General features: G+C 67.2%; 29 protein-coding genes and 1 pseudogene. 14 read left to right on the top strand and 16 right to left on the bottom strand.

What is annotated here, in order from left to right; translation table 11 throughout:
• Nucleotides 1-64 precede the first annotated feature (64 nt).
• Nucleotides 65-649, bottom strand: coding sequence for a flavodoxin family protein (locus tag D7D52_RS14160; RefSeq protein ID WP_120736738.1), 585 nt, complete (start codon nucleotides 647-649; stop codon nucleotides 65-67).
• 146 nt (nucleotides 650-795) lie between these two features.
• Between D7D52_RS14160 and D7D52_RS14155 the strand changes: the two genes are divergently transcribed.
• The 3 genes and pseudogenes from D7D52_RS14155 (at nucleotide 796) to D7D52_RS38670 (ending at nucleotide 2,407) form a co-directional block, all read left to right on the top strand.
• Nucleotides 796-1,539 carry a TetR/AcrR family transcriptional regulator gene (locus tag D7D52_RS14155; RefSeq protein ID WP_162958310.1) on the top strand — a complete coding sequence of 248 codons (744 nt, stop codon included), beginning with the start codon at nucleotides 796-798 and terminating at the stop codon, nucleotides 1,537-1,539.
• Nucleotides 1,540-1,718: 179 nt separating this feature from the next.
• Nucleotides 1,719-1,987 (top strand): annotated as a pseudogene (locus tag D7D52_RS40305) (TIGR02452 family protein); the annotation flags it as partial.
• On the top strand, nucleotides 1,988-2,407 hold the full coding sequence (locus D7D52_RS38670; RefSeq protein WP_222932824.1) for a TIGR02452 family protein: 420 nt from the start codon (nucleotides 1,988-1,990) through the stop codon (nucleotides 2,405-2,407).
• Nucleotides 2,408-2,431: 24 nt separating this feature from the next.
• Here the strand turns inward: D7D52_RS38670 and D7D52_RS14145 are convergent, their stop codons facing one another.
• Both D7D52_RS14145 and D7D52_RS14140 read right to left on the bottom strand, forming a co-directional pair.
• The gene (locus D7D52_RS14145) at nucleotides 2,432-3,337 is read right to left on the bottom strand and encodes a DMT family transporter (protein WP_222932823.1); all 906 of its coding nucleotides are present in this window, start codon (nucleotides 3,335-3,337) and stop codon (nucleotides 2,432-2,434) included.
• A 413-nt stretch (nucleotides 3,338-3,750) separates the two neighbouring features.
• A complete protein-coding gene (locus D7D52_RS14140) occupies nucleotides 3,751-4,509 on the bottom strand; it encodes a metalloregulator ArsR/SmtB family transcription factor (protein WP_120736736.1) in 759 nt (252 codons plus the stop codon).
• Between the two features lie 63 nt (nucleotides 4,510-4,572).
• On the opposite strand from D7D52_RS14140, the gene D7D52_RS14135 reads away from it, so the two are divergent.
• Complete coding sequence (locus D7D52_RS14135; RefSeq protein WP_120736735.1) at nucleotides 4,573-5,046, top strand: SRPBCC family protein; 474 nt, start codon at nucleotides 4,573-4,575, stop codon at nucleotides 5,044-5,046.
• 28 nt (nucleotides 5,047-5,074) lie between these two features.
• On the opposite strand, the gene D7D52_RS14130 is transcribed toward D7D52_RS14135, so the two are convergent.
• Nucleotides 5,075-5,779, bottom strand: a complete 705-nt coding sequence (locus tag D7D52_RS14130) for an LmeA family phospholipid-binding protein (RefSeq protein ID WP_120736734.1) — start codon at nucleotides 5,777-5,779, stop codon at nucleotides 5,075-5,077.
• Nucleotides 5,780-5,806: 27 nt separating this feature from the next.
• Nucleotides 5,807-7,258, bottom strand: a complete 1,452-nt coding sequence (locus D7D52_RS14125) for an amidase (RefSeq protein WP_120736733.1) — start codon at nucleotides 7,256-7,258, stop codon at nucleotides 5,807-5,809.
• A 199-nt stretch (nucleotides 7,259-7,457) separates the two neighbouring features.
• Between D7D52_RS14125 and D7D52_RS14120 the strand changes: the two genes are divergently transcribed.
• Nucleotides 7,458-8,630, top strand: a complete 1,173-nt coding sequence (locus D7D52_RS14120) for a 3-ketosteroid-9-alpha-monooxygenase, oxygenase component (RefSeq protein ID WP_120736732.1) — start codon at nucleotides 7,458-7,460, stop codon at nucleotides 8,628-8,630.
• A gap of 181 nt (nucleotides 8,631-8,811) precedes the next feature.
• Complete coding sequence (locus D7D52_RS14115) at nucleotides 8,812-9,813, top strand: helix-turn-helix domain-containing protein (RefSeq protein ID WP_120736731.1); 1,002 nt, start codon at nucleotides 8,812-8,814, stop codon at nucleotides 9,811-9,813.
• Nucleotides 9,814-9,888: 75 nt separating this feature from the next.
• Here D7D52_RS14115 and D7D52_RS14110 read toward each other — a convergent pair whose 3' ends face one another.
• Nucleotides 9,889-10,242, bottom strand: a complete 354-nt coding sequence (locus D7D52_RS14110; protein WP_120736730.1) for a MerR family transcriptional regulator — start codon at nucleotides 10,240-10,242, stop codon at nucleotides 9,889-9,891.
• A gap of 682 nt (nucleotides 10,243-10,924) precedes the next feature.
• Here D7D52_RS14110 and D7D52_RS14105 point away from each other — a divergent pair.
• Nucleotides 10,925-12,403, top strand: coding sequence for an MFS transporter (locus tag D7D52_RS14105; protein WP_120736729.1), 1,479 nt, complete (start codon nucleotides 10,925-10,927; stop codon nucleotides 12,401-12,403).
• Here D7D52_RS14105 and D7D52_RS14100 read toward each other — a convergent pair.
• From D7D52_RS14100 to D7D52_RS14075, 6 genes are all read right to left on the bottom strand, one after another.
• Nucleotides 12,400-12,846: an SRPBCC family protein gene (locus D7D52_RS14100; protein ID WP_222932822.1), complete on the bottom strand. Its 447-nt coding sequence runs from the start codon at nucleotides 12,844-12,846 to the stop codon at nucleotides 12,400-12,402. The genes D7D52_RS14105 and D7D52_RS14100 overlap by 4 nt on opposite strands.
• Before the next feature lie 94 nt (nucleotides 12,847-12,940).
• Nucleotides 12,941-13,318: a hypothetical protein gene (locus D7D52_RS14095; RefSeq protein ID WP_120736727.1), complete on the bottom strand. Its 378-nt coding sequence runs from the start codon at nucleotides 13,316-13,318 to the stop codon at nucleotides 12,941-12,943.
• 43 nt (nucleotides 13,319-13,361) lie between these two features.
• Nucleotides 13,362-14,870 carry a hypothetical protein gene (locus D7D52_RS14090; protein WP_162958308.1) on the bottom strand — a complete coding sequence of 503 codons (1,509 nt, stop codon included), beginning with the start codon at nucleotides 14,868-14,870 and terminating at the stop codon, nucleotides 13,362-13,364.
• 36 nt (nucleotides 14,871-14,906) lie between these two features.
• On the bottom strand, nucleotides 14,907-16,448 hold the full coding sequence (locus D7D52_RS14085; protein ID WP_120736725.1) for a hypothetical protein: 1,542 nt from the start codon (nucleotides 16,446-16,448) through the stop codon (nucleotides 14,907-14,909).
• Entirely contained in the window at nucleotides 16,445-17,461 is a 1,017-nt protein-coding gene (locus tag D7D52_RS14080) for a protein phosphatase 2C domain-containing protein (RefSeq protein ID WP_120736724.1), read from the bottom strand. Before D7D52_RS14080 ends, D7D52_RS14085 begins: the two co-directional genes overlap by 4 nt.
• Before the next feature lie 2 nt (nucleotides 17,462-17,463).
• On the bottom strand, nucleotides 17,464-18,144 hold the full coding sequence (locus D7D52_RS14075) for a vWA domain-containing protein (protein ID WP_120736723.1): 681 nt from the start codon (nucleotides 18,142-18,144) through the stop codon (nucleotides 17,464-17,466).
• Between the two features lie 284 nt (nucleotides 18,145-18,428).
• Here D7D52_RS14075 and D7D52_RS14070 point away from each other — a divergent pair, with 284 nt between their 5' ends.
• The 3 genes from D7D52_RS14070 to D7D52_RS14060 all read left to right on the top strand — a co-directional run bounded on the left by D7D52_RS14070 (nucleotide 18,429) and on the right by D7D52_RS14060 (nucleotide 20,746).
• Nucleotides 18,429-19,028, top strand: coding sequence for a TetR/AcrR family transcriptional regulator (locus D7D52_RS14070; protein ID WP_120736722.1), 600 nt, complete (start codon nucleotides 18,429-18,431; stop codon nucleotides 19,026-19,028).
• Between the two features lie 129 nt (nucleotides 19,029-19,157).
• Nucleotides 19,158-20,174, top strand: a complete 1,017-nt coding sequence (locus D7D52_RS14065) for an NAD(P)/FAD-dependent oxidoreductase (protein WP_246023858.1) — start codon at nucleotides 19,158-19,160, stop codon at nucleotides 20,172-20,174.
• Between the two features lie 272 nt (nucleotides 20,175-20,446).
• Nucleotides 20,447-20,746 (top strand): hypothetical protein, encoded by a 300-nt coding sequence (locus D7D52_RS14060; protein WP_120736721.1) that lies wholly within the window; start codon nucleotides 20,447-20,449, stop codon nucleotides 20,744-20,746.
• A gap of 17 nt (nucleotides 20,747-20,763) precedes the next feature.
• On the opposite strand, the gene D7D52_RS14055 is transcribed toward D7D52_RS14060, so the two are convergent.
• Nucleotides 20,764-21,327, bottom strand: a complete 564-nt coding sequence (locus D7D52_RS14055; RefSeq protein WP_120744097.1) for a TetR/AcrR family transcriptional regulator — start codon at nucleotides 21,325-21,327, stop codon at nucleotides 20,764-20,766.
• Nucleotides 21,328-21,422: 95 nt separating this feature from the next.
• On the opposite strand from D7D52_RS14055, the gene D7D52_RS14050 reads away from it, so the two are divergent.
• The gene (locus D7D52_RS14050; protein ID WP_120736720.1) at nucleotides 21,423-22,037 is read left to right on the top strand and encodes a DUF2867 domain-containing protein; all 615 of its coding nucleotides are present in this window, start codon (nucleotides 21,423-21,425) and stop codon (nucleotides 22,035-22,037) included.
• Nucleotides 22,038-22,091: 54 nt separating this feature from the next.
• Here the strand turns inward: D7D52_RS14050 and D7D52_RS14045 are convergent, their stop codons facing one another.
• A complete protein-coding gene (locus D7D52_RS14045) occupies nucleotides 22,092-22,289 on the bottom strand; it encodes a DUF397 domain-containing protein (RefSeq protein ID WP_120736719.1) in 198 nt (65 codons plus the stop codon).
• Nucleotides 22,276-23,190 carry a helix-turn-helix domain-containing protein gene (locus tag D7D52_RS14040; protein ID WP_120736718.1) on the bottom strand — a complete coding sequence of 305 codons (915 nt, stop codon included), beginning with the start codon at nucleotides 23,188-23,190 and terminating at the stop codon, nucleotides 22,276-22,278. Before D7D52_RS14040 ends, D7D52_RS14045 begins: the two co-directional genes overlap by 14 nt.
• A 181-nt stretch (nucleotides 23,191-23,371) precedes the next feature.
• Here D7D52_RS14040 and D7D52_RS14035 point away from each other — a divergent pair, with 181 nt between their 5' ends.
• Together D7D52_RS14035 and D7D52_RS14030 are read left to right on the top strand one after the other, a co-directional pair.
• Complete coding sequence (locus D7D52_RS14035; RefSeq protein WP_162958307.1) at nucleotides 23,372-23,569, top strand: hypothetical protein; 198 nt, start codon at nucleotides 23,372-23,374, stop codon at nucleotides 23,567-23,569.
• Nucleotides 23,556-23,855, top strand: a complete 300-nt coding sequence (locus D7D52_RS14030) for a hypothetical protein (RefSeq protein ID WP_120736716.1) — start codon at nucleotides 23,556-23,558, stop codon at nucleotides 23,853-23,855. The genes D7D52_RS14035 and D7D52_RS14030 overlap by 14 nt, the downstream gene beginning before the upstream one ends.
• 5 nt (nucleotides 23,856-23,860) lie before the next feature.
• Here the strand turns inward: D7D52_RS14030 and D7D52_RS14025 are convergent, their stop codons facing one another.
• On the bottom strand, nucleotides 23,861-24,478 hold the full coding sequence (locus D7D52_RS14025; protein WP_162958306.1) for a hypothetical protein: 618 nt from the start codon (nucleotides 24,476-24,478) through the stop codon (nucleotides 23,861-23,863).
• A 201-nt stretch (nucleotides 24,479-24,679) separates the two neighbouring features.
• Between D7D52_RS14025 and D7D52_RS14020 the strand changes: the two genes are divergently transcribed.
• Nucleotides 24,680-25,624: a YihY/virulence factor BrkB family protein gene (locus D7D52_RS14020; protein ID WP_120736714.1), complete on the top strand. Its 945-nt coding sequence runs from the start codon at nucleotides 24,680-24,682 to the stop codon at nucleotides 25,622-25,624.
• The last annotated feature ends 41 nt before the right edge of the window (nucleotides 25,625-25,665 follow it).

Below are 25,665 nucleotides of genomic sequence, written 5' to 3'. Positions count from 1 at the left end.
CGCATTCAAACCCCGGCCGCCCGTTGCGCATTGCCCGTAGCCGAGACGGCCTCCCGGCGCAGCGTTACGCCGCGGCCGGCTGCCGGTAGCGCAGGGCTTGGGTGGCGACCCGGGCGCCGAGGTGGCGCGCGGTGGTGAGGTCGGCGGCGTGAACGGCCTCCGGCCCCTGGTCGTTCCAGGTTTGCGCGCCCGCGCCGAGGTAGAAGCCGAGCCGGTTGTCGTCGTGCTCACTGCCGGTGGTCGTGTTCCAGCCGGGCAGCAGGCCCAGGCTGACCCAGTGCATACCGTGCTGGGCGGCCAGCAGCGCCAGATACTGCAGCGTGTGCAGCTTGTCGCCGCTCATCGATCCGGAGTTGGTGAAGCCGGACGCGAGCTTGTCCTGCCATCGCTGGGCCATCCAGCGCCCGGAGGTCGCTTCGGCGAAGGCGTGGAACGCACCGGATGCCGATCCCATGTAGGTCGGCGTTCCGAAGACGATCGCGTCCGCGGCATCGAGAATCGCCCAGCCGGCGTCGGTCATTTCGGCGATGTCGACCAGGTCGGCCCGTGCCCCGGGCACCGATTCGATTCCGTCGTACACGGCCTTGGCGAGCTCGCGGGTGTGGCCGTAGCCGGAGTAGTAAGCGACAGCAACGCTGATCGAGCGCATGGGTGGAGCCTTTCGATAGTCGATGAGGGAACTCGACGGTGGCGCAGGGTTCTCGGCTACCGCGCCCCTCACCTGTTGACGTTGATAACGCTAACCACTTGACACTGTCATTGTCAACGTCAACAAATTTCCGTTATCATCGACAAATGTCATCGAGTGAGCGACGCAGCGGCGCGGACGATCAACGCCGGCACATCCTGGCCGAGGCGGTGAAACTGCTCGGCGATGTCGGGCCATCCGGGATGTCCACCAGGGCGGTCGCCACCGCGGCCGGAGTCCAGACGCCGACGCTGTATCGGCTCTTCGGAGACAAGGACGCACTCCTGGACGCGGTGGCCACCTTCGGTTTCGAGAGCTACCTCGCCGAGAAACGCGCGTTCGTGCCCAGCGACGATCCGCTCGAGGACCTACGTCGAGGCTGGGAAACGCACGTGGAATTCGGCCTGGCCAACCCCGCCATATACACCCTCATGTACGCGAACCTGGGCCCGGAACGCCACCCGGCCGCGGTCATCGAAAACCGAGCCATCCTGCGCGGCATGCTCGATCGCGCCAATGCCCAGGGCCTGCTCCGCGTGCCGGTCGATGCGGCCATCATCGCCATCGAGGCATCCACCACCGGAGCGGTCCTACACCTCCTGGCTCAACCGGAGCACAAGCGAAACGCCCACACAATCAGACCCTTACGCGACATCGTCCTCGACGCCCTCACCGACCCCGCCGCCCCCCGCCCCGCCAACCCCATCGCCGACCGCGCCCGTTCCCTCCTCGCAATCATCACCCCCGCCGACAACACCGACCCCCTAACCACAACAGGCTTCACCGCCGTCGAAGCCGCCCTCCTACGCGAATGGCTCACCCGAATAGAAACCGCCCACAGTCCCCAGTAGCGCGTATCGCTTGGGCCGGGGCGGGTTTCGAGCTGTGAGAGTATGGCGACGTGGTCGAGGGGTTGCGGGCAATTGCTGTGGAGAACGAGAAAATCTTTGCGGCGGGCGGGTATTCGACGTCCGGCGGAGGATAAGTTTCGTTGGCGTCGGGGGTGGAGGCCGCCGTGCGGGGTACGCGGATGTACGGGCCCGAACCGGTTGCGGTCAGCATTCGCAGTAACACTGGCACCGTGATTTCGGTGACCGGGGAGAGCAGTTTGGCAGGGGCGCGGCGGATGCTCGATGCCGATCCGGAGCCGGTCGCGGTTCTGAATTTCGCGTCGGCTCGCAACCCGGGGGCCACTACCTCGCCGGCGCGCGTACCCAAGAAGAAGCTCTCTGCCGGGCGTCGGCGTTGTATCCCACCCTGCTGGCCGTACCGCAATACTACGAATATCACCGTCGCACAATGGATCCCTTCTACAGCGACCGCGTGATCCTTTCTCCTGACGTGCCCGTCTTCCGCGACGAGGAAGGCGTCCTGCTCGATCGCCCGTATCGGGTGTCGTTCCTCACCAGCCCGGCGCCCCGGACCAACGTCATCGTGCGGGAGCGGCCGGGCGAGGCGTCCCGGGTGCCCGCCGTACTGGCCACCCGCGCCGAGCGCATCCTCGAAACAGCGGGCGGGTACCGGCGTTTGGTGCTGGGCGCTTGGGGCTGCGGCGCTTACGGCAACGACCCGGCCACGGTGGCCGGTGTGTTCCATGCACTACTGACCGCCGGCGGGCGGTTCGACGGGCACTTCGACGAGGTCACCTTCGCGATCCTGGACCGAACCTCCGAGGAGTCCACCCTCAACGCGTTCCGAAACGTCTTCGCGCCCAGGTAGATCCGTACACGTACGCCACGCCGTTCACGCGAGGTAGAGGGTTGCGATGCCGGCTACGACGGCGCAGGTGGCGGCTACGCGTGCGGCGCCGAAGCGTTCGCCGAAGACGACGGTGCCGATGAGGGCGCCGACGATGATGCTGGATTCGCGCAGCGCGGCGATATCGGCCAGGGCGCCGCGGGTTTGGGCCCACAGGATCAGGCCGTAGGCGGCGAAGCTGAGGACGCCGCCGAGGAGTCCGACGGGCCACACGGGGCGGAGATCGCGCCAGAATGCGCGACGGCGACGCGCCAGGGCGTACAGGGGGACGGCCAGTCCTTCCAGCAGCATCAACCAGCCGATATAGCCGAGCACACTGCCGGATTCGCGCACGCCGATCCCGTCGACGGTGGTGTAGGAGGCGATCATGACGCCGGTCACGAGAGCCGCGGCGACCGCACCGCGAGGACTCGCCGTCTTACGCCGCCCCCAGAACACCAGGCACGCCAGGCCGAGCGAGATGAGCAGCACGCCCGCGATCTGGCCGGAGCGCGGCGTCTCGCGGAACAGCAGCGCGGCCACCACGGTGACCACCAGCGGCGACGTTCCACGCGCCAGCGGATAGGTCTGGCTCAGGTCTCCGAGCCGGTAGGAAGCCATCAGCAGCAGGTTGTAGGCGATGTGCAACACCACCGACGTGCCGAGGTAGACCCACGATCGCGGATCGGGTCCGGCAGCCCACACCACCAACGGAATCGCGCACAGCGAGCCGCCCGCGTTCACCAGCGTGATCGACACCAGTTTGTCGGGTACCCAGTGCGCGATCGCATTCCACGCGGCGTGCCCGCAGGCCGCGACCAGGGTCGCCGCCAGCACCAGCGCGGGAATGCGCGGCGAAACACTCAGCGCGGCAACGCTTTGCGTCGCGAGAACCAGAACATCGGCAGCCATGGCACAGTACTCTCTGTCAGCTGCCCGTCATGCGGGCAGGCGAATGGAGTACTCCAGGCTTTTGTCCCTTCATATGACGACCGCACCCGGCGAGCTCGGTCGTGGCGCCGCTCGGACCAGTCCTCGCAGACCTGATTGTGCGTACTACCCGGCGGCCTGCTCGCGGAACCCTAGACGCGTTCCCCTCGAACGCTATCACCCGCTGCGCCCCGACGACGTTGTGGCCCAGGCAAACCGAAACCCCCGGCCCGACACAGTCGCGGGCCAGGGGTTTCGCGTCACGACGCCGGAGCTGAGCGGTTCGGGGGACGCCCGTCACCGGCGATCGTGACCCGGCGGGGCCGTGAGGAAGCGCACGACCCAACCACTCCGAGATCGCGGGGCGGCATGCCGAACGTTAACGAGCGGACAGCTCATTCACCGAGCGCTCGAACCAGATTGTCCAGCACCTGATTCCAGCCGAACGGGATACCCGCCACCGCCGGCTCCGACCCGGGAACCAGGTCGGTGACGCGAATCCGCAGGTCCACGCGTGTCCCGCCAGCGAAGCCCGTCAATTCCACCCGATGCTCGGCGGCGAACAACGCGACCCCGTCGCGGCCGACCGGCGCCAGCTGGAACAGCAGACGTTGCGGCGGAACGACTTCCAGGAAACACCCAGCACTGCGATACTCCGTGCCGTCGCCTTCGCGCAGCGCCATCGACAGCACTCCCCCGGCCGCCGGCTCGAGAACGCAATCGGCGACCTCGAAATGCGCGGGATGCCACCACTGCCGCGCCAGCTCGGCGGAAGTCCACCACTCCCACACCGTCTCCACCGGCGCGGCGAGTTCCCGCGTGAAGGTGTACACCGACTCCGCCACCGGCGCGTCGATGGCCGCCCGATACTGCGTCAGCACCGATTCGGAGGGATGCTCCTCCTCGAACTCGGTCAGCCAATCCCGTAGCGCGCGCAGCGATTCCCGCCGCAGCGCGTAGATGCGGCGTTGCCCGAGCGGTTCCATTCGCACCAATCCCGCGCGTTCGAGCGCCTGCAGATGCTTGGTCGTCTGCGGCTGCCGCAACTCCAGTGCTGCGGCGATCTCGCCGACCGGGCGCGGCGCGGCATGGAGCAACTCCACGATACGCATCCGGTTGGGTTCGGCCAGTGCGGCGAACAGTGCTGGGTCCATTGACCAAGTATGCCTCCCCAGATATATTCCTTGCAGAGAATATTTCGAGAAGAGGAGCGCGACATGGTCGACCGGACCCGCATCGAACACGACTACCCCGCCACCGCCCAGACCATCTGGGAGTTGTGGACCACCGCCGCGGGCATCGAGAAGTGGTGGGCGCCCGATGGTTTCACCGTCCGCGTCGACCGGCTGGACCTGCGCCCCGGCGGCGAACTGGTCTACACGATGACCGCCACCGCACCCGAACAGATCGAATTCATGCGCTCCGCGGGCATGCCGCTGTCGACCGAATCCCGCAAGACCTTCACCGAGGTCGACGGCCCCCGCCGCCTGGCCTACACCTCCCTGGCCGATTTCATCCCGGGCGTCGAGCCGTACGAGTTCCTCACCACCGTGGAGCTCGAGCCGACCGACACCGGCGTCCGAGTCGTCATGACTGTCGACGCCATGCACGACGATGTCTGGACGCAGCGCCTCATCCAGGGCCGGCAGAACGAACTGGCCAACCTCGCGGCCGTCGTCGCGGACCGCTAGATGATTCGCGGGCAGCATCCACCGCGCGTCACTTGGACGCGGGCACGTCGCTGAAATGCACGTTGTGCGCCACCGCGGTGGCCTGGAGGCCCTGAGCACCGGGTTTGATGGTGGTCAGTTTCGCGCCGAGCGGAAGCTGCTTCAACGGCACGGTGAAGGTGAGCGATTTCCGCAAGGCCGCCAAGGGAATCGGGATGCCGCCCGCGACGGTCTCGACCGAGACGGGAGTGATCTCGATGCCGTCGTCGGTCGGCGCGACGGTCACGACGACGGTCGTGGGCACCGATACGCCGCCGACCGGGAAGTTCCCCTTCACCGATAAACCGTCGGCCGCATACGACATGGATTCGACACTCGCGGGCGCGTAATGCTGCACGGTGTCGTAGGCGACCCGGGCCGACGCGGTGGCGGTGCCCGCGACGAACTCGGACGTGCGCCCGTTCACCACCGCACTCAACGACGCCGACACATCGGTCAAGGCGACATCGACGTCGTGGACCGACACATCCTGCAGACTCCAGTCCCCGACCTGGACATCGATGTGGCCGTAGCTGCCCGCCACCGCCTGGGTCAGGAACGGAAACCCGCCGATCGACACCCGCGGCTGCCCGGGCAGCTTGTACTCGTCGGCGATGTGGCGGCCGATCTCGTGTTGCGCGAACACGACCCCTACGCGGTCACCGACGATCAGGACGATCGCCAGCACGACGATCGATATCAGCAGTGCCCGCATGTGCTTCCCCCTCGATGTTCCCCACCATCATGCCGGAGGCTGGAATCCTCCGATCCGTGCTTCGAGGAGTTCGGCCAGCCGCAACGGGGTGCGGTCCTCGTACATCGGGCCGATGAGCTGAACGCCGACCGGCAGCCCGTCCGGTGACAGACCCGCGGGGATGGCGGTGGCGGGCAGGCCGGGCATGGTCGCCACGCCCGGCCAGTGCAGTTGATCGCCGTAAGGGTATGCGGCGCCGTCGATTTCGAGGCGGCGTGCTTGCACATCGGGATTCTGGTCGTGCGGGAACGCGGGCGTCGGGCCGATCGGGCAGATCACGACATCGAATTCGCCGAACAGCGCACGCCATTGGTGGCGGTGACGTTCGCGACCACCGGCGGCCACGAGGAAGTCACGGTGGGTGGCGGTGGCGCCGCGCAGCCAGGCCGTGTCGATGCCCTGGGCGTCGGCGGGCAGTGCGGCGGCAGCGGCCCGCAGCTGCTCGTACCGCTCGGCGGGCATACCCGCGCCGAAGCCCGCCACCAGCAGCTGAATGTAGAGTTCCGCGGCCTCGGTCAGATCCGGCAGCAGCGCGCTGTGGTGTTGCACGCGAGCGCCTTCGGCGGTGAGCGCGTCGGCAACCCGTCCGAGCGCGGCCCGCACGGCCGAGCCCGTCGGCACCAGCGGATGCTCCTCCACGATCAGCACCCGGAACTCCGAGAGCGACTCGTGCCGCGGCGCGGGCAGTTCCAGCCGGTAGGCCAGGCCGCGGGTCAGCGGGTCCGGACCGGCCATCACGTCCAGCAGCAGTGTCAGGTCGCGAGCGGTACGCGCCATCGGACCGGCGACCGCCAGATCCGCCTCGGTGGGCAGCGGCGGCAGCGGCGGCGGGACCATGCCGCGGGTGGAGACCAGGCCGAGAGTCGGCTTGTGCGCGTAGATTCCGCAGAAATGCGCGGGCACCCGCAGCGATCCGGCGATATCGGAGCCGATCGACAGCGCCCCGAATCCGGCCGCCAGCGCTGCCGCCGACCCGCCCGACGAGCCGCCCGGGGAACGGCCGTGATCCCATGGGTTGTTGGTGGTGCCGTAGATGTCGTTGTAGCTCTGCCAGTCCTGCAGCATCAACGGCACATTGGTCTTGCCGAGCATGACCGCGCCCGCGGCCGCGAGCCGCGCCACCTGTTCGGCGTCCTGGTCGGGGATGAAGTCGCGATGCTGCGGCAAACCCCAGGTCGTGGGCAGGCCCGCCATGTTGTAGGACTCCTTGACCGTCACCGGGATACCCAGCAGCGGCAGGTCCACCCCGTCGGCCAGCGCCCGGTCGGCTCGCTGGGCTGCGGCCCGCGCCCGCTCGAAGTCGGGAACGCAGATCGCGTTGATGGCTTTGTCGTCCCGCTCGATCCGGGCTATCGCCTCCTCGGTCAGTTCCACCGAACTGACTGCCCCGGACCGCAATGCCGTCGAAAGCTCCTCGGCCGCACGAAAGCTCCATTCCATGCCATCGACCGTACCGATTCGGATGCGCTTTATGATGCGCGTCTGCGAATCACCATGTACGCCATGGGTTTTCGGTGGACGTCCCGGAATCACTACTCACGTAACCGGTTCCGCTGACCGGGATCTCTTCGTCCGCCGTCGCGCGAGTGGGGGGACGATCCGGTTATCGCGGAGTTGCGGTACGAACAGGGAGGCGCCGATGTCCACTCAATCGTCCAGCGGAACAGCACGACACGAGGTGCAGGACTATCGCACGATCGAGGCCGCGCCCGCGGCGGCGCGGTTCGCGCGCGGCTGGCACTGCCTCGGATTGCTGAAGACGTTCCAGAACGGCGGTCCGCACGAGGTCAAGGCGTTCGGCACCACGCTGGTGGTGTTCCGGTCGGAAACCGATGGCGGACTGCATGTTCTGGACGGATACTGCCGGCACATGGGCGGGAATCTGGCCGATGGGGTGGTGAAGGGCGACTCCATCGCCTGCCCGTTCCACGACTGGCGCTGGGGTGGCAATGGCAAATGCACCGGCATTCCCTACGCTCGGCGCGTGCCGCCGCTGGCCCGGACGCGTTCCTGGCCGACGCTGGAACGCAATGGCCAACTGTGTGTCTGGCACGATCCGCAGGGTCGCGCACCGACCGACGAGGTCACCATTCCGGTGATCGAGGGTTACGGCAGCAGCGAGTGGACCGATTGGACCTGGAACTCGATGCTGATCGAGGGCTCGCATTGCCGCGAGATCGTCGACAATGTCGTGGACATGGCGCACTTCTTCTACGTGCACTACGCGTTCCCGCGATATTTCAAGAATGTCTTCGAAGGTCACGTCGCGAGCCAGTACATGCGCTCCACACCGCGCCAGGACGTCACGGTCGGCACCAACTACGACGACCCGAACTCCGTATTGCGTTCCGACGCTTCTTATTTCGGCCCGTCCTACATGGTCGACTGGCTATGGAGCGAGACCCAGGGCACGACCATCGAAACCGTCCTGATCAACTGCCACTACCCCGTATCCACGAATTCCTTCGTCCTGCAATACGGCGCGATGGTCAAGAAGCCACAAGGCATGTCGGACGCCGACGCCGCCGCGATGGCCGCGAGTTTCGCCCGAGGCGTCGAGGTCGGCTTCGAACAGGACGTAGCGATCTGGAAACGCAAAACCCCCATCGACAATCCGCTGCTATCAGAGGAAGACGGCCCCGTCTACCAACTCCGCCGCTGGTACCAACAGTTCTACGTCGACATCGAAAACATCTCCGACGACATGACCTCCCGCTTCGAATTCGAAATCGACACCGCCCGAGCCGTCACCAACTGGGAAGCCGAAGTCACCCACAACCTCACCCACGGCACAGTCATCGACGCCACCTGACCCCCGCCAGTCCGAGACGCCCGGCGCGCAGCGCAAAGGCATTCGCCGAGTGGCACACCGGCGAGGGGGAATCGGACAAAACGGCTCGGTAGTGTGCCACTCAGCGAGGGGGCCCAGACACGAGTACCGACTGGTAGGTCTGTTGGGTTGGGGTGGGGGGTGGCTGCATATACTTCGGCGAATGTTCGAAGGCACTGTTCCGGCTCGTACTGCGGGGCCGATTTATTCCAGCGCGGTGCGGATGGGGGTTCCTCGGGATCTGCTTCGGGGGATTCCGGGGTTGAATGTGGGGTTGTTCGGGGAGGAGCTGGTTCGGATTCCGGGCGGGGCGGTGTGGCAGGCATGGCATTTGATCGATGAGGTCGGTGGGGTGGGGGTGGGGACGGCGATGTCGGCTGTTGCCGAGCGCGGATGTTTCGGGGTGTGGGATTACTTGTTTTCCAATGCGCCGACGCTGGCCGAGAGTTTGCGGGTCGAGCACGAGTTCCGGGCGTTGGTGGCCAGTCCGGCGGGGGGTGGGGCGATCGTCGTGGACGGGGGGCTGCTGACCATTCGGGAGGCTGCGGTCGCGGTGCGGGAGACCATCATTCCGGCTCGGGAGGAGTTCACGCTTTCGCTCATACTGCGCCGGGTTCGGGAGGCCACCGGTGCGCCCCTGGTTCCTGTTCGCGTCCGATTCACCCAGGACGCGCCTCCCACGCACGAGCACCTGGTCGACGTGTTCGGCACTCGCAGAATCGAATTCGGCGCGCCCCAGGCGGAGATGTCCTTTCTCGACGCCGCGGATCTTGCGACCGACAGCGACCCGCACCAGGCTCGGATTCACCGGCACTACGCCGAGATGCTCATGTCGTCGTTCCGGGTCGCGGGCGATTGGAGCAGCACGCTGCGGATCGCGATTCACGAGTCGATGCTGCACGGTGAGACGGATCTGCGCTGGGTCGCGGGCCGTCTCGCGGTCGGCCCCCGCACGATTCAGCGCCGATTGGCCGAACACGGCACCACCTGGCGGGACGAGCTCGAGGCGGTGCGCTACGAGCATGCGGTGAATCTGTTGCGCAACACCGACCTTCCGATCAGCTCGGTGGCCGCGCGACTGGGGTACAGCGACGCCAGGACCCTGCGCCGTGCGTTTCTCCGCTGGAAAGGGTTGCCGCCGAGCGATTTCCGCCGAGACAACTGAGGCGGGGTCAGTTACCGCCGCACCGACCGACTCACCCGGCGGCCTGCCGCACGATCGTCATGTCGGCCGGGGCCGTCACGGGCACTGAGGGTCGCGGGCCTCGTGGGCGTCGAGGGCGTGTTGCAGGGTGGCGTTGAGGGCCTGGGCTTCGGCGAGCTGATCTTCCAGGATCACGATCCGGCAGGCGCCTTCGAGGGGGTTGCCGGCGTCGATCAGCTCTCGCACCCGCGCGGCGATTCGCAGTTGGTAGCGCGAGTAGCGGCGGTGGCCGCCTTCGGAGCGCTGCGGGGTTAACAGGCGCGCGGCATCCAAAGAACGCAGGAAGGCTTGGGTGACGCCGAGGAGCTCGGCGGCACGACCCATGCTGTAGGCGGGGAAGTCCTCGTCATCGAGTCGGTCCACCCCGCCGGGAGCCGGGGCGGGAGTCATATCCGGTTGCTGCACAACACCTCTCAAGGATTTTTCAACGACGGTTTTTTGAACGACGGGAGGCCCCGGCGCGGTGTGCGCCGGGGCCTGGGACATACGTATACGAAAGGGTCGAACTGTTCACCGGCCCCCAAAGGCCGGTGGCGTACACCGCACCCGAGCGCACTCGGGTCGCGGAACAGGATGTCGACTACTCAGTGGCCACCACCTCCATATGCGTGGTCTGTGAGGTTTTCGTCTTGCTGTGCCCCGCCCCTGCCGGCGGCGGTCGGGCAGCCAGATGGCCAGCCGGATTCTCGCCTGCCCCGGCGGGGGCGGGGGGGTACCGCACACCAGGCAGTTCGCCTGCCCAGTCACTCGATCTCTCACTTGAACGACAGTGAAATTACACAACCGCACGCGGAATGTCTAGAGTCTGCACTACAGATTTTTTTCTCGTCGCACGACAGCCCGAAGGCCGGTGTCCTCCCGGCAGGGGCACGTCGTATCGTGGTTGGGTCCACCCTGCCGAAGAGCCCTCCGGCGGAGCGGGGAGTTTCTGTCGCGTCGGTAGAGATCGGAGGTGGTGACGTATATCCCAGGTCAAGTAGTCGTCCGTATTCCCCCACGTCCTGATCACTGAACGTGTCCGGGGGCGGACGTCACGCCGACCTGAGTTGCGTCGACCACCTGGAGTCCTCCCGTGCCTTCCTTCGCGCTCGACAACGAGCCCGAGCACACCCCCGAATCCCCCGCTCGTACCCCGTCGGGCCCGGCGTCGAAGATGCCGACACCCGCCACCATCGCTCTCACGGTCCTGCTGACCGGCGAGCTGATGAACATCCTCGACGATTCGGTCGTCTTGACCGCCATCCCCACCCTGCAGCGGACGCTCGACGCCGGACCGGCCGTGGTGCAATGGCTGACCGCGAGCTCCGCGCTGACCTTTGCGGTCGGACTGATCACCGGCGGCAGACTCGGCGACCTCTACGGCCGACGCCGAGTCTTCCTGCTCGGCACCGCCGGATTCACTGCCGCCTCGCTGCTGTGCGGTCTCGCCGTCGACCCGGCCATGCTGCTCGCGGCCCGCATACTGCAGGGCGGCGCCGCCGCGGTGATGATCCCGCAGGTCCTGGCGACCCTGCACGTCGCCTTCGACGGGGCGAGACGCAGCCGCGCCTTCGGTCTCTACGGAGCGGTCCTGGCGACGGCCAATGTCGCGGGCCCGGTGCTGGGCGGCTTGCTCACCGAGGCCGATCTGTTCGGATTGTCTTGGCGGCCCATCTTTTTGATCAATGTGCCGGTCGGGCTCGCGGTGCTCCTCCTCGGACGCAGGTTCATCCCCGAATCCACCGCCGCGAGGGCGCAGCGCCTCGACGTCGCGGGCGTGCTGCTGTCGGCGCTCGCGGTGGTGTTCATCGCCTTTCCACTCACCGCGGGCGGCGCGCAGGGCCGGCCGCTGTGGATTGTGGCCAGCCTCGCCACCGGCCTGCTCACGCTGGGCGTCTTCCTGATTCACCAGCATCGCCGTGCGAACGATGCACCGCTGGTTCCGTTGTCGCTGTTCAAGGCCTGCCAGTTCGCCGGCGGTCTGGCCGTGCAGTTGACGATGGCCGTGCTGTGCGGCCTGTTCTTCATGACCTGGAGCCTGTACCTGCAGCACGGGCTGGGCATGAGCCCGTTCATGGCGGCCCTGGCTTTCGCGCTGCTCGCTCTCGGCGAGCTGGCCGGTGCGATGAGCGCGACGAAGACCGCCGGACGTTTCGGGCGGCGCCTACCGCAAACCGGCGCGCTGATCGCCCTCGGCGCGGTCGCGGTCTACGGCATCCAGACGAGCGGGCAGGCCGCGGTCGGCCTGCTCGCGATGGCGGCGCCCGTGGCGCTGCTCGGGTTCGGCTTCGGCCTGATCGCCGGACCGATCGCGGACCTGACGTTGGCGAAAGTGCCGCACGAGAGCGCCGGTTCGGCCTCGGGCCTGTTCAACACCGCGCTGCAGCTGGGCTACGGCCTGGGTGTCACGCTGACCGGACCGCTGTTCTTCTCCGCTCTCGGTGACACAGCCACCGGCACGCTCGACCGCGACGCGTTCACCGGCGTGCTGTGGTGGGTCGGCGGCGCGTTGATCGTCATGTGGGCGTTGATGTTCAGCCTGCCCGCACGCACGGCGGGCCGACCCGGCTAATCCCGTTGATCGTCCTGGGCGAGGAAGCGGGCGAGGCCGTCGAGAACCATGCGCCACGTCTTTTCGGACTCGGTGGCTTCGGCTTCGCTTTTGTTGTCGGACTGGATGATGGTCACGCTGGTGCCGTCAGGAACGGGGGCGAGGGCGTAGGTGACGGTGTGGTAGTTCTCCGGGATATCGGGTTGGCCCGTGAGGGGGCTGAAATGGGTGACGGTCAGGCGTTTGCGGGGTTCGACTTCGAGGATTGTGCCGTGGTCCTCGAATTGTTTTCCTTGCCATTCGCCGCGCCAGCGGATGGCGCTGCCCGCCTGCCAGTCGGTGACGACTTCGGTGCCGAAGAAATATTGGGCGATCTGGGCGGGCTCGGTGAGGGCGGACCAGACACGGGCCGGGGAATGCGGCACGGTGATATCGACGACCGCGTCGGGAACTTTGTCAGCCACGGCTTCCTCCTTTAGTTGGATGGTGTCGTATGGATGACGGTAGGCCGTTTGCGCGGAGGTCTCTTCCATAAACACGACAGAAAGGTCGCGACTCTCAGTCGAACAACCCGTCGATCGCGGTGTGGATGGCGGTGACGGTGCGTGCCAAGCTGCCGGCCGCGCCGACGGACCGGCCGATCGCTTGCATGAGCGCCGACAGGATGGTGCGGTTCGGATGCTCGCGGCTCACCTCGGCGGCGGCCTGCTCGGCGGTCTCGGCCAGCTCGGCATTGTTCGGGAGAGCCGGTGCGCTGCCGCGGATTTGGGCGGCGAGGTCGATGAGGGCGCGGTGGATCGCCGCGGGTTCGGCGGCGACGGTCACCGCCGCGCCGTGGTCGGCGTGGACGACGTGGGCGTCGCGGCCCGCCAGCGCCGAACCGGTCATGGTGACGTCACCGCCGATGTGTACCGACGAAGACTCGTCTCGCTGCATGAATCGAACCTTTCACTGAATTGCCGTCTACTACAGGGAGTTCCTAGGCGCTGCCGGAGAACGTGGAGGAGTTGCTCACCGCACTAACACCGCCCAGCGCCGAATTGGTCATGTGCACGTCGCCTCCGATCGAGACGCTGCTGTTGTTGATGATGTGCTCACTGCGCCGCTTCAACTCGGCGGGATCCACGTTCTTGCTAGCGAGAAAATCGATGAGCGTATTGAAAATTCGCTTGTCGACGATCTTCATCACCATCTGCTCGTCGAGACTCTGGAAATACCGGTGATAGGTGACCCCGTTCGAATCCCCGTTCGCGGCGGCCTCGCGGGGACTGAACAGCGCACCGTGATGGAATCGGGACAGTTCACGAATCAGCCGCCGATCCCGCCGATCGACCAGCCAGCAGCGCACCCCCGCGAACACGTGGCTGGAAACGCCCGGCACCGCGCCCAGCACCGATTTCGGCAGCCGCCCGCCGCAGCGCAACCCCAAGCGTACAATCTGCCCCGCCGTCGGCCGCGCCAGCAGATCGTCGATCGTGTAGAACTCGGGCCGAAACGGCGGCAGCACAGTGTAATTCGTCTCGACGAACAGCGAATTGTCGTTCACCACCAGCCGGACGAACGCCGACCACACCAATTCCCCGTCCCAGCAGATGATTTCGGCCGTCATATAGGGGCGAGCGCGATCCTCCCGCACCGTCATCAACCCCGCGAGGGTCGCCTGATCCGTCCACGCGACCGGCGGCCCGTACGGGTCGGGCACGAAGCGCGGATCGTCGTGCACGTCGGAACCGTTGACCAGCAGCCGATTACCCACACTCAGGCCCGGGATATCGAGATGGGACACATCGACGCTCAGCCGGGCGTTCAGCTCCACCGCGGTGAACGGCACGACCGGCTTGGCCGGATCGCGCGGCTTGGTGGTGTCCAGCGCCAGCGACCAGCCGGCCCGGATCCAGCCGTGCCCGCCGAACGGGTTGTAGCCGCGATACACCGTCACATTGCCGGTCGCGGCGGCGGTCACCCGGGCGATCTGCTGACGGACCCGATCGGTCGGCGCGGGCGGCGGGGAGGAATTCGCGAAATTGTCCTTGCGCAGGCTGTGCGCGATCGTGCCCCAGGATGCGATGTAGGCCTCGGCGAACACGGCGGCCCAGGCCAGCACCACCGCGAGCCCGATCAGGGGAAGCCACCGCGGAAACCCGCTCAGCCCGGACAATGCCAGCAGGATCGCGACGATCAGCGCGCCGTCGCGCGCCGCCTGCCGGCGACTGGCCGCCACGGCGTGCAGGCACACCGTCACCATGTCCACCGCCGGGGAGCGGGTGATGGCCAGTCGCGGCTCCTCGAGAATGCGTTCGATCACGGATCGGGCCAGCTGGCTGTCGAGATGCACTGCGACACAGAGGTATCGGGTCGCGGCGGAGGTGCGCGTCGCGGCCGGTGCGGTGCGTGCCGACGTCGGGGCGGGACCCGATGGGGTGGTCGGCCCGACCGAATAGGGTGTCGCAGCCGAGGCGCTGTTCGAACCGGTGCTCCAAGTCGACATGTCCCCTCCGCGAATTCCTGTGCGGCTACGGAAAACTCAGCACCGGCTGGGCCCGCTGACCGCGCTCGAGTGGTAGATCAGATAGTCACTGCCCGGCTGGCTGAAGGTGTACCGCAGATCCCAGTTGACGCAGGTCGCGTCCTCCAGCCCGCGTGGCCCCTGCCCCGCCGCCTGCGTGCTCTGAAAGGTGACCCGGGCGCTGGGCCCCGAATCGACCTCGATCACTTCGATATTGCGATCGGTGGAGGACGCCCAGCCTTGGGCGAAGCTGGCGCGATTGCCGCGCAGCGACGGGTCCAGCTCCTCGATGGCCGCGTCGTAGTTCCCGCTGTTGATTCCGCTGAAGTAGGCGTTGAGCGTGGTGGCGATCGCGATGGCCCGCGAATCGCCCGCGAGTGCGGGCGCGAGCGTGACGAGGCCGACCTGGCTCACCGGCGCCGGCGTGGTCGTCGTATAGCGGTAGGTCGTCGAAAACTCGTTCTGCCCAGCGATTGTCGTGATCGCCGATACGCTGCCGTCGTGGGCGGGATGCGAGCGGGTGAGCAGCAGTACCGCCACCAACGCGATGATCACCACGACCGCGGCACCGAGCAGAATCGGGCTGAGCGGCAACGGAACTGGCGTACTCGTCCCCGCGACCGGTTGCCGTTGCCAGGGCGGCCGCACCGGCGGCGTCTGGGCGAAGGAGGGCGTCACGCGAACGGTCGGAATGGTGACCGTCAGCATTTCGGTCCACTGTGACGGACTGGGCCGCCGCGGCGGTTCGGGATGCAGACTCGACTGCGCGAGATTGCCCAGCGTCGGACTGACGGCCGTGAGCGCGGCGGCATTGGTACTGGTCTGATTGCGCTCGAACAGCCGCGCCGCCAGCAGCCCGAGCTTGTAGATATCGCCCTGCCGGGTCGCCTTCTCCTCACCGGAAGGCAGTTGCCAGTCCGGGGTTTCGGCCTGCGGCAGCACGCTCGCGCCGTGCAGTCGCATGGCGTCGCAGTCCAGCAGAAAGCATCCGGCGTCCGGTTTGGTCCGAAACAGCAGGTTCTTCGGGGACAGATCCCCCACCACGATGCCCAGCCGATGCAAACGCGACAGCGTCGCCGACAGGTCCGCGAGCAGCGCCAGCCGATCCGAATCGCTGATGCTGAGCCCGATTCCGGCGATATAGGCGTCGTCGTTGAGCAGGTATTCGAAGTTGGCCAGCCGCCGCGAGGTCGACGCGGCCCCGGACAGGCTGCGCAGATCGAAGCGGAACGCCTCGGGCACGGCGCGCATCAGGAATCCGCACACCCGTCCCCGGTCTTCGACGACCAGGGCGGGCCAGGCCGCGCGATCACACAGCCATTCGCCCTCGGTCGCGCTCATGCCGAAGAGCAGATCCACCATCGCGCGCAGTGCCGCGGCATCCAGCGCGGGCAGCAGCGCCGCGTCGTACTCCTTGAACACCACCTCCCACGCCGGTCCCGATCCGACCCTGAACGTCCGGTTGGTCACCTCGTGGACCGTCCCCTGCCCGCCCTGGCCCAGCCGTTTGCCCAGCACGAGGGCGGTGCGGTCGAGGGTGCGCGCCGGGGCGGAAGTCATTGCGGCCCCTGCGGATCGCGGGGCCAGATCGCCAGCAGCGTCCGGTCGTCGTCGAAGGTGGCGCGGGAGAAGTCCAGCACGTGTGCCAGCCAACTAGGGGCCGGCGGCGCGCCGAGATGGCGGGCGAACAGGGCTCCGATCAGGCCGTCGCCGTCGCCCAGCGGCACCCCGAAACCGTCGGTGCCGACCAGCAGCACCTGCGACGGGGACAGTTGCCGCTTCACGACGTCCACCCGCTCGGGCAGATGCGGCAGTGGCGTGACGCCGGTGGACACCACGTCCTCCGGCTCGTCGGACCCGAACAGGTCGACGTAGCGTCCCGCGGCGCGATCCAGGACCCAGGCGCCGGAATCGCCGATCCGGAACAGTTCCGCGACCGGGCCGTCCGAATGCGGCCACACCAGCCCCGCCACCAGGGTGGTCGCGTAGAGCCTGGCGATCTCCGGTGGCGCCGGATGCTGCTCGCGCAGCCGCCAACTCGCCAGATTGCGCAGGCTCCCCGCGCAATACCGCGCCAGGTCGTCGAAATCGCCCCAGCGCGGATCCGCCGACAGGCAGTGCAGCATTCGGCCGACGGCAGCCTCGCACACTTCGTGCGCGCCGCGGTGCGCGATGGTGGCGCTCGAGACGCCGTCGGCCACCGCGAACACGATGGTGTCACTGGCCGCGTGCAGGGCGGCGCGTGCCGAATCCTGGCGTGGCTCACGATGATAGCGATGCCGCGCGCCCCGCACGGAGGCGTAGCGCAGGGTGGCGGAGGCGGTGGACCAGCCGTCGCATTCGGTGTCGGGAAAGTCGAAGGAGTCGGGACCGGCCGGCGGGCGCGCCTCGAATACCGGCCCGGCTTCGTCGACCGCGATCGGCTGCCAGGGCTGCGGGGCGGGCGGGCTCGCGGTCGGCGGCGCGACCTCGGGTTCCGCGACGGAGCGGGGATGTTCGCCCTCGCGCCCTGGCCGGCTGTCGTCTCCCGGTTCGATGTCCTCGGCCGCTTTCTGCCGTCGCAGCAGCGACATCGCTAACCCACCTCGTCGATCGCCATGGTGAACTGGTCGGGCCGGTTGATAACCAGTTGTGGCGTACCGGAATTCAAGGCGATGCCCGAGGCGACCAGGCTCGCGGTCAAGGCGTGAAAGAATTCCGCGATCGCCTGGCCGATATCCACGCCCGGTTTGGCGACGAATGCGAACTCGGGCCGGGTCGCGACTTCGACCATGGTCGACGGTTCGGCGTCGCCGATGCCGCACGCGATGATGTTGGGCGCGACCGGTGTTCGGGATTTGTCGATGAGCACACCGTGCGGTCCGCGCCAGGCGCCGCCGTCGGTGGGCTGGCCGTCGCTGAGCATGAAGACCACCGGGCGGTGCACTTTGTAGCCCTCGCCGCGCAGCCATTGCACATCGTCGGGGATGCGGCGCAGTAGATCGTCGAAAACCGCCTGGTAGTTGGTCAATCCGCGAATGACGATCTGCGGCAGCGCGGTCTGCACCCGCATATCGGCGATAGCGAGGCGGACCTGGACGTCATCGGAGAAGCCGAGGATGGCCAGCCGTAGCTTGGCCGCGATCATGGGTTCGGCGCGCAAGCCTTCGCAGAGTGAAACCAGCCCGTTGTACAAATCGCCGCGAAACGGTCCCATCGAACCGGATTCGTCGGCCAGCACATAGGCGGGCAGCAATACGCCCTTTACTTCCGGCATGATCTCCCCCTTCGAAAATCTTCTCGGGAGTCTGTTTTGCCGAGAGACCGCCGAGGATCTATGCCCTCCAACGGTAGGCTCGCGTTAGCGGCTCGTGCGAGCGAATGCCGCTGTGGTCTCACCTATTTCCCTATTCGATGCGATCCGGTTATCTTGCCGAAAACCGCTCATCCCATTTGTCCTGAATAGGCAAGCAGGACGAGAATTTCGGAACGAGTCACTCACTCGGGGTGAGACCCGGCCCACGCTGGACTTCGATCGGCCCGCGGGCCAGACTGCTGAACATGTTCACTGAACGTGTTCAGTCAAGGGCCGCGGCGCGGGATGCCACTCGGCGGCGGGTGCTCACCGCGGCCGAAGAGCTGTTCCGCACACAGGGTTTCGCGTCCACGACGGTCCGGCAGATCGCCGCCCGGGCGGGAGTGAGCGCGGGCTCGGTGATGGCGGTCGGCGACAAGGACGCCTTGCTGGTGGCCGTCTTCGACGACTGGATCGCGGCCGTGCACGAAACGCGGGCGGCGGGCGGTGAGCCGCCGGCGGCGTCGAATGCGGCGATCATGGCGTTGTTCGAGCCGTTCCTCGCGTATTTCGCACAGGATCCGGTGCTGTCGCGGGAATACAGTTCGATCATCGTGCGCGGAACGCACGAATCGGCGATCTTCGACAATCTGGCGCTGGCGCTGGTGAGCGAGATCGAGAACGTGCTGGCGCGTGCGGGATTCGCGCCCGCGGTCGCCGCGCGGCGGGCCCGGGTCGTGTACTTCGCCTATCTGGGCATTGTGATGACCGCGGGAAATCGAGCCGCCATCGGCGGGTCACCGCTCGAGCAATTGCGCGAGGTCGTCGACTTCGCGCTGGGCGAGCACAACGAGCAGGATCGCTGACCCGGTTGGGGGCGGTCGTTGTCGAACAGGAGAGGTAGCGATGAAGATTGTCGTGGTGGGGGCCGGGTATGCGGGAACGATCGCGGCGAACCGGTTGGCGAGACGAGTGCCCGATGCGGAGATCACCGTGTGAATCCGCGTGCGGAATTCGTCGAACGCGTCCGGTTGCACGAGCAGCTCGCCGGAACCGGTAGGGCCGCAACGCCATTGACCGACATGCTGCGCGCGGGCATCGATACCCGCATCGGGTCGGTCGACAAGGTCGGCGACGGCGTTGTGGCGCTGCACGATTCGACGGAGCTGCCGTTCGACTATGCGCTGCTGGCGGTCGGCAGCACCGTGGTCGCACCGGCGGATGCCATTCCGGTGGGCATCTGGGAGGGGGCCGAACGCGCACGAGCGCTGCTGGGCGAGTTGAGCGCGGACGCCGCCGTCACCGTCGTCGGCGGCGGGCTGACCGGCATCGAGACCGCGAGCGAGATCGCCGAATCCCATCCGGAATTGCGTGTGCGGCTGGTGAGTCCGGCCGTCGGCGCGAGTCTCTCGCCGCGTGTCCAGCGCCGGGTGCTGGGCGTCCTCGAACGCCTGGGCGTCCAGCTCGTCCACGACACCGTCACCGGCGTGCGCGCCGGGGACGACGCTCGCAGCGGGACGATCACCCTGAGCGGCGGCGAGGTGCTGGATTCGGCGCTGACCCTGTGGGCGATCGTGTCGGGCGTACCGGATCTGGCGGCACGCAGCGGCTTGCGGGTGAACTCCGACGGGCGGGCCGTGGTCGATCAGTACCTGCGCAGCGTCAGCGACCCGAGAATCTTCGTGATCGGCGATTGCGCGGCTGTCCCGGGTGCCCGGTTCGCCTGTGCCACAGCCGGTCCGCAGGGTGCGCATGCGGCGGCGACGCTGGCACGGCTGATCGGCGGTCGCACGCCGAAACCGTTCTCCATGGGTTATACCGGGCAGGCCCTCAGCTTGGGCCGGCGCGACGGGCTCGTGCAGGCTGCCCGGCGTGACGATACGCTGCGTCGCCTGCACATCAGCGGTCGGTTGGCAGCTGTCAGTAAGGAATTGGTCAACAGGTACGCGAAATTCGGTGCGCGCACGGCGATTTATGCGTGGGTGCCCGGCCCGGTGCGGTTACCGCGTTGATCGTCGGCGGCCATCCGGTGTCGTTCACAGACACCGGATGGACGGATGCCATGCCCGCCGGCTCGTCGCCAGGGATGAGGGGTCATGGCCGGAGGTCGCAGACCCGCGACGAGAACGGCGCCACCCACCATCCCAACGCGCGGCCGGGCAGCGGGCGCTGATCCCGAGCCGTCCCCGCACCCACCGGCGGATGTTTCGGCGCAGACCTCACGGTTACTCGAACGACTGTCGCGCGCCACCCGGGCGCTCCGACGACGGAAGGACTGCGACATATGTTGGTACTGACGCCCAATGCCGTCGATGTGGTTCGCGATATCACCACCCAGGAGGGGGTGCCGCCGCAGGCGGGGCTGCGGATCTCCACTCCGGACCATGCCCAGAGCTTCGAGCTCGCCATCACCGAGGCCCCCGCCGAGGACGACGAGGTGGTCATCTCCGAGGGTGCGCGCGTCTTCCTCGATCAAGACGCGGCCGCGTTCCTCGACGACAAGATTCTCGATACCGGCCTCGACCCGCAGGGCAACACCGCTTTCGTCATCGAGCCGCGCGCGGACGGCACGCCCACGGAGTAAATACGACTTTCGGCCGTTCACGCACCCGTCGGCGGGTTGAGGATCAGGTCGCCGGCGCGGGCGATGACTTCTTCGCGGGTGCGGCCGGCGTGATCGGCGGCCAGGAAGTGGCTGCCGATGGCCGTGCAGAAGGCGAGCAGGCTGCGGGCCTCGACTTCGTCGGGGTCCGGGCAGATGGTGCCGATGGCGTCGCGCAGCAGGTCCATACGCCGGTTGTCCACCCGGCGTAGGCGTTCGGCGACGGCGGAGTCGCGGCGCGCCCAGTCGCGAATAGCGAGGTCGATGGGGAGCAGCCGGTCGCTGGAGAAGGTGAGGTGACCGGCCAGGCGGGCCTTGTCCAGCACCGTCCCGTCGGCGCGGGCAACCTCCGCGAGCACCTTGTCGACCGCCTCGCGCTCCCAGGTGTCGAGCATCGCCGTCAGCAAGGCCTCCCGGTCGGTGAAGTAGCCGTAGAAGCCGCCCTTGGTGACCCCGAGCGCTTTGGCCAACGTTTCGACCCGCACGGCATCGACGCCGCCGGAGGCCAAGGCGGAAAGCCCTGCGTCGATCCATGTTTCGCGTGGTGTGCGCAGCGCGCCCATGCCGTGATCCACCTCACCCAAGCGTTGTACGGAACCGTATAACCGATCTACTCTCGAAGTATACGCAACCGTATAACCCCCCTGAGGACGGTGTCATGTCCAACCGACTCCCTCGCGCAGCGCATGCCGAAATGCCTTGGCGCATCCACGAAATCGCCCCGGAGTTCCACCTCCAGGATGTCTGGGCCTTCCCCGCCCCCGGCGCCGGCCCGGACGACTTCCCCCTCGCCCTGGCCACCCTCCGAGATCGCCCGCCGACCTCCTGGCCTAGCCGATTCCTGTTCGCGGTGCGATGGCGGCTCGGCGCACTCCTGGGCTGGGACCGCCCCCGCGCCGGACTCGGCGCCCGCGTCCCCTCCCTACGCGACCGCCTCCCCGCCGACCTCCGAGACACCGCCGGCCCCGCAGTGCCGAACACTCCGTTCACCCCGCTGTACGAACTTCACGACGAGGCAGCCCTAGAACTGGCCAACGAAACCGTCCACGGCATAGCCCATTTCGGCTGGGTCCCCACCCCCGACGGCTACGACCTCCGCATGGCCGTCCTCGTCCGCCCCAACGGACTCCTCGGCCACCTCTACATGGCCGCCATAGAACCCTTCCGCCTCCTCACCGTCTACCCCGCAATGCTGCGAGGCTGGAACAACGCCTGGCGCCAGCACAATTCAACCGAGACCAGCGACACCACCCACACCGGGAACGTGAGCTGATTGCACCACCTCGCCCCGATTCACCGTGCGGACGTTTGCGATCGTAAACCGATTTCACTCACCGGACGCGAGACGGCTTACGAACGAATCCCATTGGCCCGGAGCGAAAACCAATGCAGGACCGATTGGATTCTTCGAATCCCGCACGCCTACAGCGCCTTCCCCAAGCCACGCCACTTCGACGCAATCCCCCTGGCTTCCACTGTGGCTACTCTTGAACCAGCTGGCCTCGGATAGATCAGCGGTACTCACGTTCGAACTCCTTGATTACCCGGCGAACCAGCTCTCGGCTCGGTCCGTCTTCCAACGCACGCTCGCGGATGGCAGCGGCAAGCTCACTGTAGAGCCGGACCTCGTCCGGCTTCTCGAGATAGACGTCCTGGGTGGGGCCGCCTTCGATGTACACGATCGGCGGTTCGACGTGCTCGCCGTTGGTGTCGAACTCCAGCAGAGTGAACGAGCCTCGCGGCATGCCCCAGGCCAATCCCGCTGAGAATGGATGGATTCGCACAGTCACGTTGGGCAGCTTCGACGCCTCGGCAAGATGCCGCAGTTGAGCGGCCATAATCCGCCGGCTGCCGATCAACCGATGCAATGCGGATTCGTGCAGCAGTACGTCCAAGGTGACCGGGCGCGTCTTGCGAGTGACGATGACCTGCCGCTTCATTCGATGTTCGACCCTGCGGTCGATGTCGGTGCGATCGGTGAATCCCGGGTATGCCCCGATCACGGCCCGGGCATAGTCGGCAGTCTGCAAAAGCCCGGGGATGTGTTCGTGGTAGGTGGTCAGCCGTCGTGCGGCGGCCTCGAGTCCGGTGTACATATTGAATGCGTCCGAGTACAGCCCGCCGTAGGCGTGATACCAACTCTGCGTTCGCGCGATCGTCGCGAGGTCGATGGCCGCACGCAGTTCGTCCGCGCTGACCCCGTACATCTCGCACAATGCGCGCACGTCCTGCTTGCGCACCTTCTGAGTCTGGCCCGCCTCGATTCGTTGCAGGGCAGAGGCGGACAAGTCCACGAGCTTTGCCGCAGCAGCGATCGTGAAACCGTTCGCCTCACGGCATTCCCGAAGAAACCGGCCGAGTTGCCGTCGCGGCAGGGTAGAACCCGCAGCGGTATCCACCGCGTCGCTGTCATCATCGCTGGCCATGCCGACTCTCTCATCCTCGAACCGGGTGGATCGGAGCGCGAAATCGGGTGCTGCTCAGAGCATTATCGACTACCTCCGTGCAGTTTCGGGCGGCTTTCGATCGGATACCCGATTTCGCGCCAACCAGTGCTTTGCGGCTGGTGTGCTGAGGGCACACAGCGGCGGCAGGGAGGAGATCGGGATGTCGAGCGAGAGCGAGTGGTCGGTTCGTTCGATCATCGAGCGGGTCGAGGCGGAGCGGCCGCGGCGGACGCGGCGGCGGCCGACGCCGCATCGGAGGCGGGCGTGCGGCGCGTGGCGGTACGGGATGACGCTGCTGGCGCTGGCGTTCTTCGGCGACGGCACAACGGGATTGGGGGGTCGCCATGCCTTGCGATGACTCCGAGCAGATCGAGTTGCAGGTTATTCAGGATGTGCTCGAGGCCGTGGAGGCTCGGTTGCGGGAGAAGGAGCGGTGCGGGTGGCGGTTGACGGTGCCGCGGTCACGGGTTTATGCCACTGTGCTTTTGGCGGTGGTGGTCAGTGCGCGGGAGGCGCATCGGCTGCCGGCGACGTTGGATCGGGCGGAGGTGCTCGACGCCATACTCGACGGGGCGGATTCCGATCACGGCTGCGGGCGGCCGGTGGAGGATGCCATCGATGGTCACATCACTTCGGTGAATTGACGGGCCTAGGCGGAGAAGCGGTCGAGGATCAGGCCGGAGCTCCAGGCGCGGTCGATTAGGTCGAGGACGTCGATTCGCGACACTGCTGTCAGGGTGGGGTCTTCGAGGATGGTGTTGGCGTGGGCTGCCACCTCGGCGGCGAGTAGTGGGCTGACGACACCTGTGCGGGACGCCCAGCGCGCGAGTGTGTTGACGCCGTGGATTCGGACCGTGACGTCGGCGGGCGAGACGGGGGCGGGCTGGACCAGCAGGGCGCAGGGGCGGTCCAGGGCGAGGGCGATGAGTACTCGAATGCACACGCCCGCAAGGAATTTGGCGCACATGCCGCCGACGTGGACATCCACGCGCAGCACCATCGGGAGATGCACGGTCAGGCGGGTGTGGTCGCGGACGTCGGACTCCACCGTCGCGTCCTGCATCCGGCCGACCGCGTGCACCGACATCAATCCGCCCGGGCCGAAAGGCATCGGGCCGACGGTCAGGCGATCACGCAGAATGCCGGTGAGCACGGTGCCGATGCGCTCGGGACTGGCCGCGGCGCGCAAGATCTCGTCGGCGAACTCGAGCCGCGACAGTCCCTGCCGCACGATGTCATCGACTGCCATGTCCCGTGGTTCGAGCATGAACGACTCCTTCGACAACAGCGTGGCCGCGTTCCGCGAGCCGGGACGCGCTGAGGGTATGAGCCGCATACCCAGACGAGACGGTCTGAATCCTTGCGGAACACCATCGTTTCCGCCTTCTCGTCCCGGGTAGGCAAAGGAAAGTTCGAACTCGAGCCGCGGCGTCGTTCATCGCGCCGCGCGACCGAAAGGCTGCACGACATGGCCGACAGCGGCGGCGAGGACCGCGAAACACCCCAGGGTCCAACGGATTTGAATCGCCGGTCCTGGTGGGGAGTATTACGCCGCACGGTCTCGGAGTTCCAGGCCAACAAGGTCACCGATTGGGCTGCGGCACTGACGTATTACAGCGTGCTGTCCATCTTCCCCGGACTGCTCGTCCTGACCGCCCTGCTCGGACTGCTCGGACCCGGCGCGACCAATTCGCTCGTCGACACCGTGCGTTCCATCGGCCCGGGCAGCGGCACCTCGCTGGTGGTGGACGCCATCAACCAGCTGCAAGGTTCGCGGTCGCTGTCGGGCACCGTCGCGATCATCGGTGTGCTGTCGGCATTGTGGACGGCCTCGGGCTATCTCGGGGCGTTCATGCGCGCGGCCAACGCGATCTATCACGCCGAGGAGGGGCGGCCGTTCTACAAGACCATTCCGCTGCGAATCGGGCTGACCGCGCTGATGGTGCTGCTGATCGCCGCCTGCGCGGCGGGCGTGGTCGCCACCGGCTCGCTGGCACGCCGGATCGGCGACTGGATGGGCGTCGGCGCGGGCGCGGTGCGCGTCTGGGATATCGCGAAATGGCCGGTGCTGGTGATCCTGGTGAGTCTCGCGATCGCGCTGCTGTATTGGATCAGCCCGAACGTTCGCCAGTACGGCTTCCGCTGGATCAGCCCCGGCAGTGCGCTGGCGGTCATCCTCTGGATCGCCGCCTCCGCCGGATTCACCCTGTACGTCACCTCTTTCGGCTCCTACAACAAGGTGTACGGCTCGCTGGCCGGCGCGGTGATCTTCCTGGTCTGGCTGTGGCTCACCAATGTCGCCGTCCTGCTCGGCGCGCAATTCGACGCCGAACTCGCGCGGGCTCGCCGCATGGTCGAGGGCCACCCCGAACACGAGGACCCGGTCCTGCCGCCGCGCGACCAGCCCGACTGATCGCCGGCACGAACTCCCAAACGTTGCGTGAGACACCCGGA

It is taken from the genome of Nocardia yunnanensis (assembly GCF_003626895.1).
GTDB lineage: Bacteria > Actinomycetota > Actinomycetes > Mycobacteriales > Mycobacteriaceae > Nocardia > Nocardia yunnanensis.
The sequence above is the reverse complement of the archived record's forward strand: the minus strand, read 5'-3'. Positions and strand labels throughout refer to the sequence as shown.

Coding starts and splice junctions, on each gene's coding strand:
- D7D52_RS38670 (WP_222932824.1), top strand. CDS start 1,988: ATGGATCCCTTCTACAGCGACCGCGTGATCCTTTCTCCTGACGTGCCC.
- D7D52_RS14025 (WP_162958306.1), bottom strand. CDS start 24,478: ATGCTCGAACCACGGGACATGGCAGTCGATGACATCGTGCGGCAGGGA.
- D7D52_RS14090 (WP_162958308.1), bottom strand. CDS start 14,870: ATGTCGACTTGGAGCACCGGTTCGAACAGCGCCTCGGCTGCGACACCC.
- D7D52_RS14050 (WP_120736720.1), top strand. CDS start 21,423: ATGTCCAACCGACTCCCTCGCGCAGCGCATGCCGAAATGCCTTGGCGC.
- D7D52_RS14085 (WP_120736725.1), bottom strand. CDS start 16,448: ATGACTTCCGCCCCGGCGCGCACCCTCGACCGCACCGCCCTCGTGCTG.
- D7D52_RS14125 (WP_120736733.1), bottom strand. CDS start 7,258: ATGGAATGGAGCTTTCGTGCGGCCGAGGAGCTTTCGACGGCATTGCGG.
- D7D52_RS14140 (WP_120736736.1), bottom strand. CDS start 4,509: ATGGACCCAGCACTGTTCGCCGCACTGGCCGAACCCAACCGGATGCGT.
- D7D52_RS14030 (WP_120736716.1), top strand. CDS start 23,556: ATGCCTTGCGATGACTCCGAGCAGATCGAGTTGCAGGTTATTCAGGAT.
- D7D52_RS14115 (WP_120736731.1), top strand. CDS start 8,812: ATGTTCGAAGGCACTGTTCCGGCTCGTACTGCGGGGCCGATTTATTCC.
- D7D52_RS14020 (WP_120736714.1), top strand. CDS start 24,680: ATGGCCGACAGCGGCGGCGAGGACCGCGAAACACCCCAGGGTCCAACG.
- D7D52_RS14040 (WP_120736718.1), bottom strand. CDS start 23,190: ATGGCCAGCGATGATGACAGCGACGCGGTGGATACCGCTGCGGGTTCT.
- D7D52_RS14075 (WP_120736723.1), bottom strand. CDS start 18,144: ATGCCGGAAGTAAAGGGCGTATTGCTGCCCGCCTATGTGCTGGCCGAC.
- D7D52_RS14095 (WP_120736727.1), bottom strand. CDS start 13,318: ATGCAGCGAGACGAGTCTTCGTCGGTACACATCGGCGGTGACGTCACC.
- D7D52_RS14135 (WP_120736735.1), top strand. CDS start 4,573: ATGGTCGACCGGACCCGCATCGAACACGACTACCCCGCCACCGCCCAG.
- D7D52_RS14145 (WP_222932823.1), bottom strand. CDS start 3,337: ATGGCTGCCGATGTTCTGGTTCTCGCGACGCAAAGCGTTGCCGCGCTG.
- D7D52_RS14070 (WP_120736722.1), top strand. CDS start 18,429: ATGTTCACTGAACGTGTTCAGTCAAGGGCCGCGGCGCGGGATGCCACT.
- D7D52_RS14160 (WP_120736738.1), bottom strand. CDS start 649: ATGCGCTCGATCAGCGTTGCTGTCGCTTACTACTCCGGCTACGGCCAC.
- D7D52_RS14120 (WP_120736732.1), top strand. CDS start 7,458: ATGTCCACTCAATCGTCCAGCGGAACAGCACGACACGAGGTGCAGGAC.
- D7D52_RS14055 (WP_120744097.1), bottom strand. CDS start 21,327: ATGGGCGCGCTGCGCACACCACGCGAAACATGGATCGACGCAGGGCTT.
- D7D52_RS14130 (WP_120736734.1), bottom strand. CDS start 5,779: ATGCGGGCACTGCTGATATCGATCGTCGTGCTGGCGATCGTCCTGATC.
- D7D52_RS14060 (WP_120736721.1), top strand. CDS start 20,447: ATGTTGGTACTGACGCCCAATGCCGTCGATGTGGTTCGCGATATCACC.
- D7D52_RS14080 (WP_120736724.1), bottom strand. CDS start 17,461: ATGTCGCTGCTGCGACGGCAGAAAGCGGCCGAGGACATCGAACCGGGA.
- D7D52_RS14035 (WP_162958307.1), top strand. CDS start 23,372: ATGTCGAGCGAGAGCGAGTGGTCGGTTCGTTCGATCATCGAGCGGGTC.
- D7D52_RS14155 (WP_162958310.1), top strand. CDS start 796: ATGTCATCGAGTGAGCGACGCAGCGGCGCGGACGATCAACGCCGGCAC.
- D7D52_RS14110 (WP_120736730.1), bottom strand. CDS start 10,242: ATGACTCCCGCCCCGGCTCCCGGCGGGGTGGACCGACTCGATGACGAG.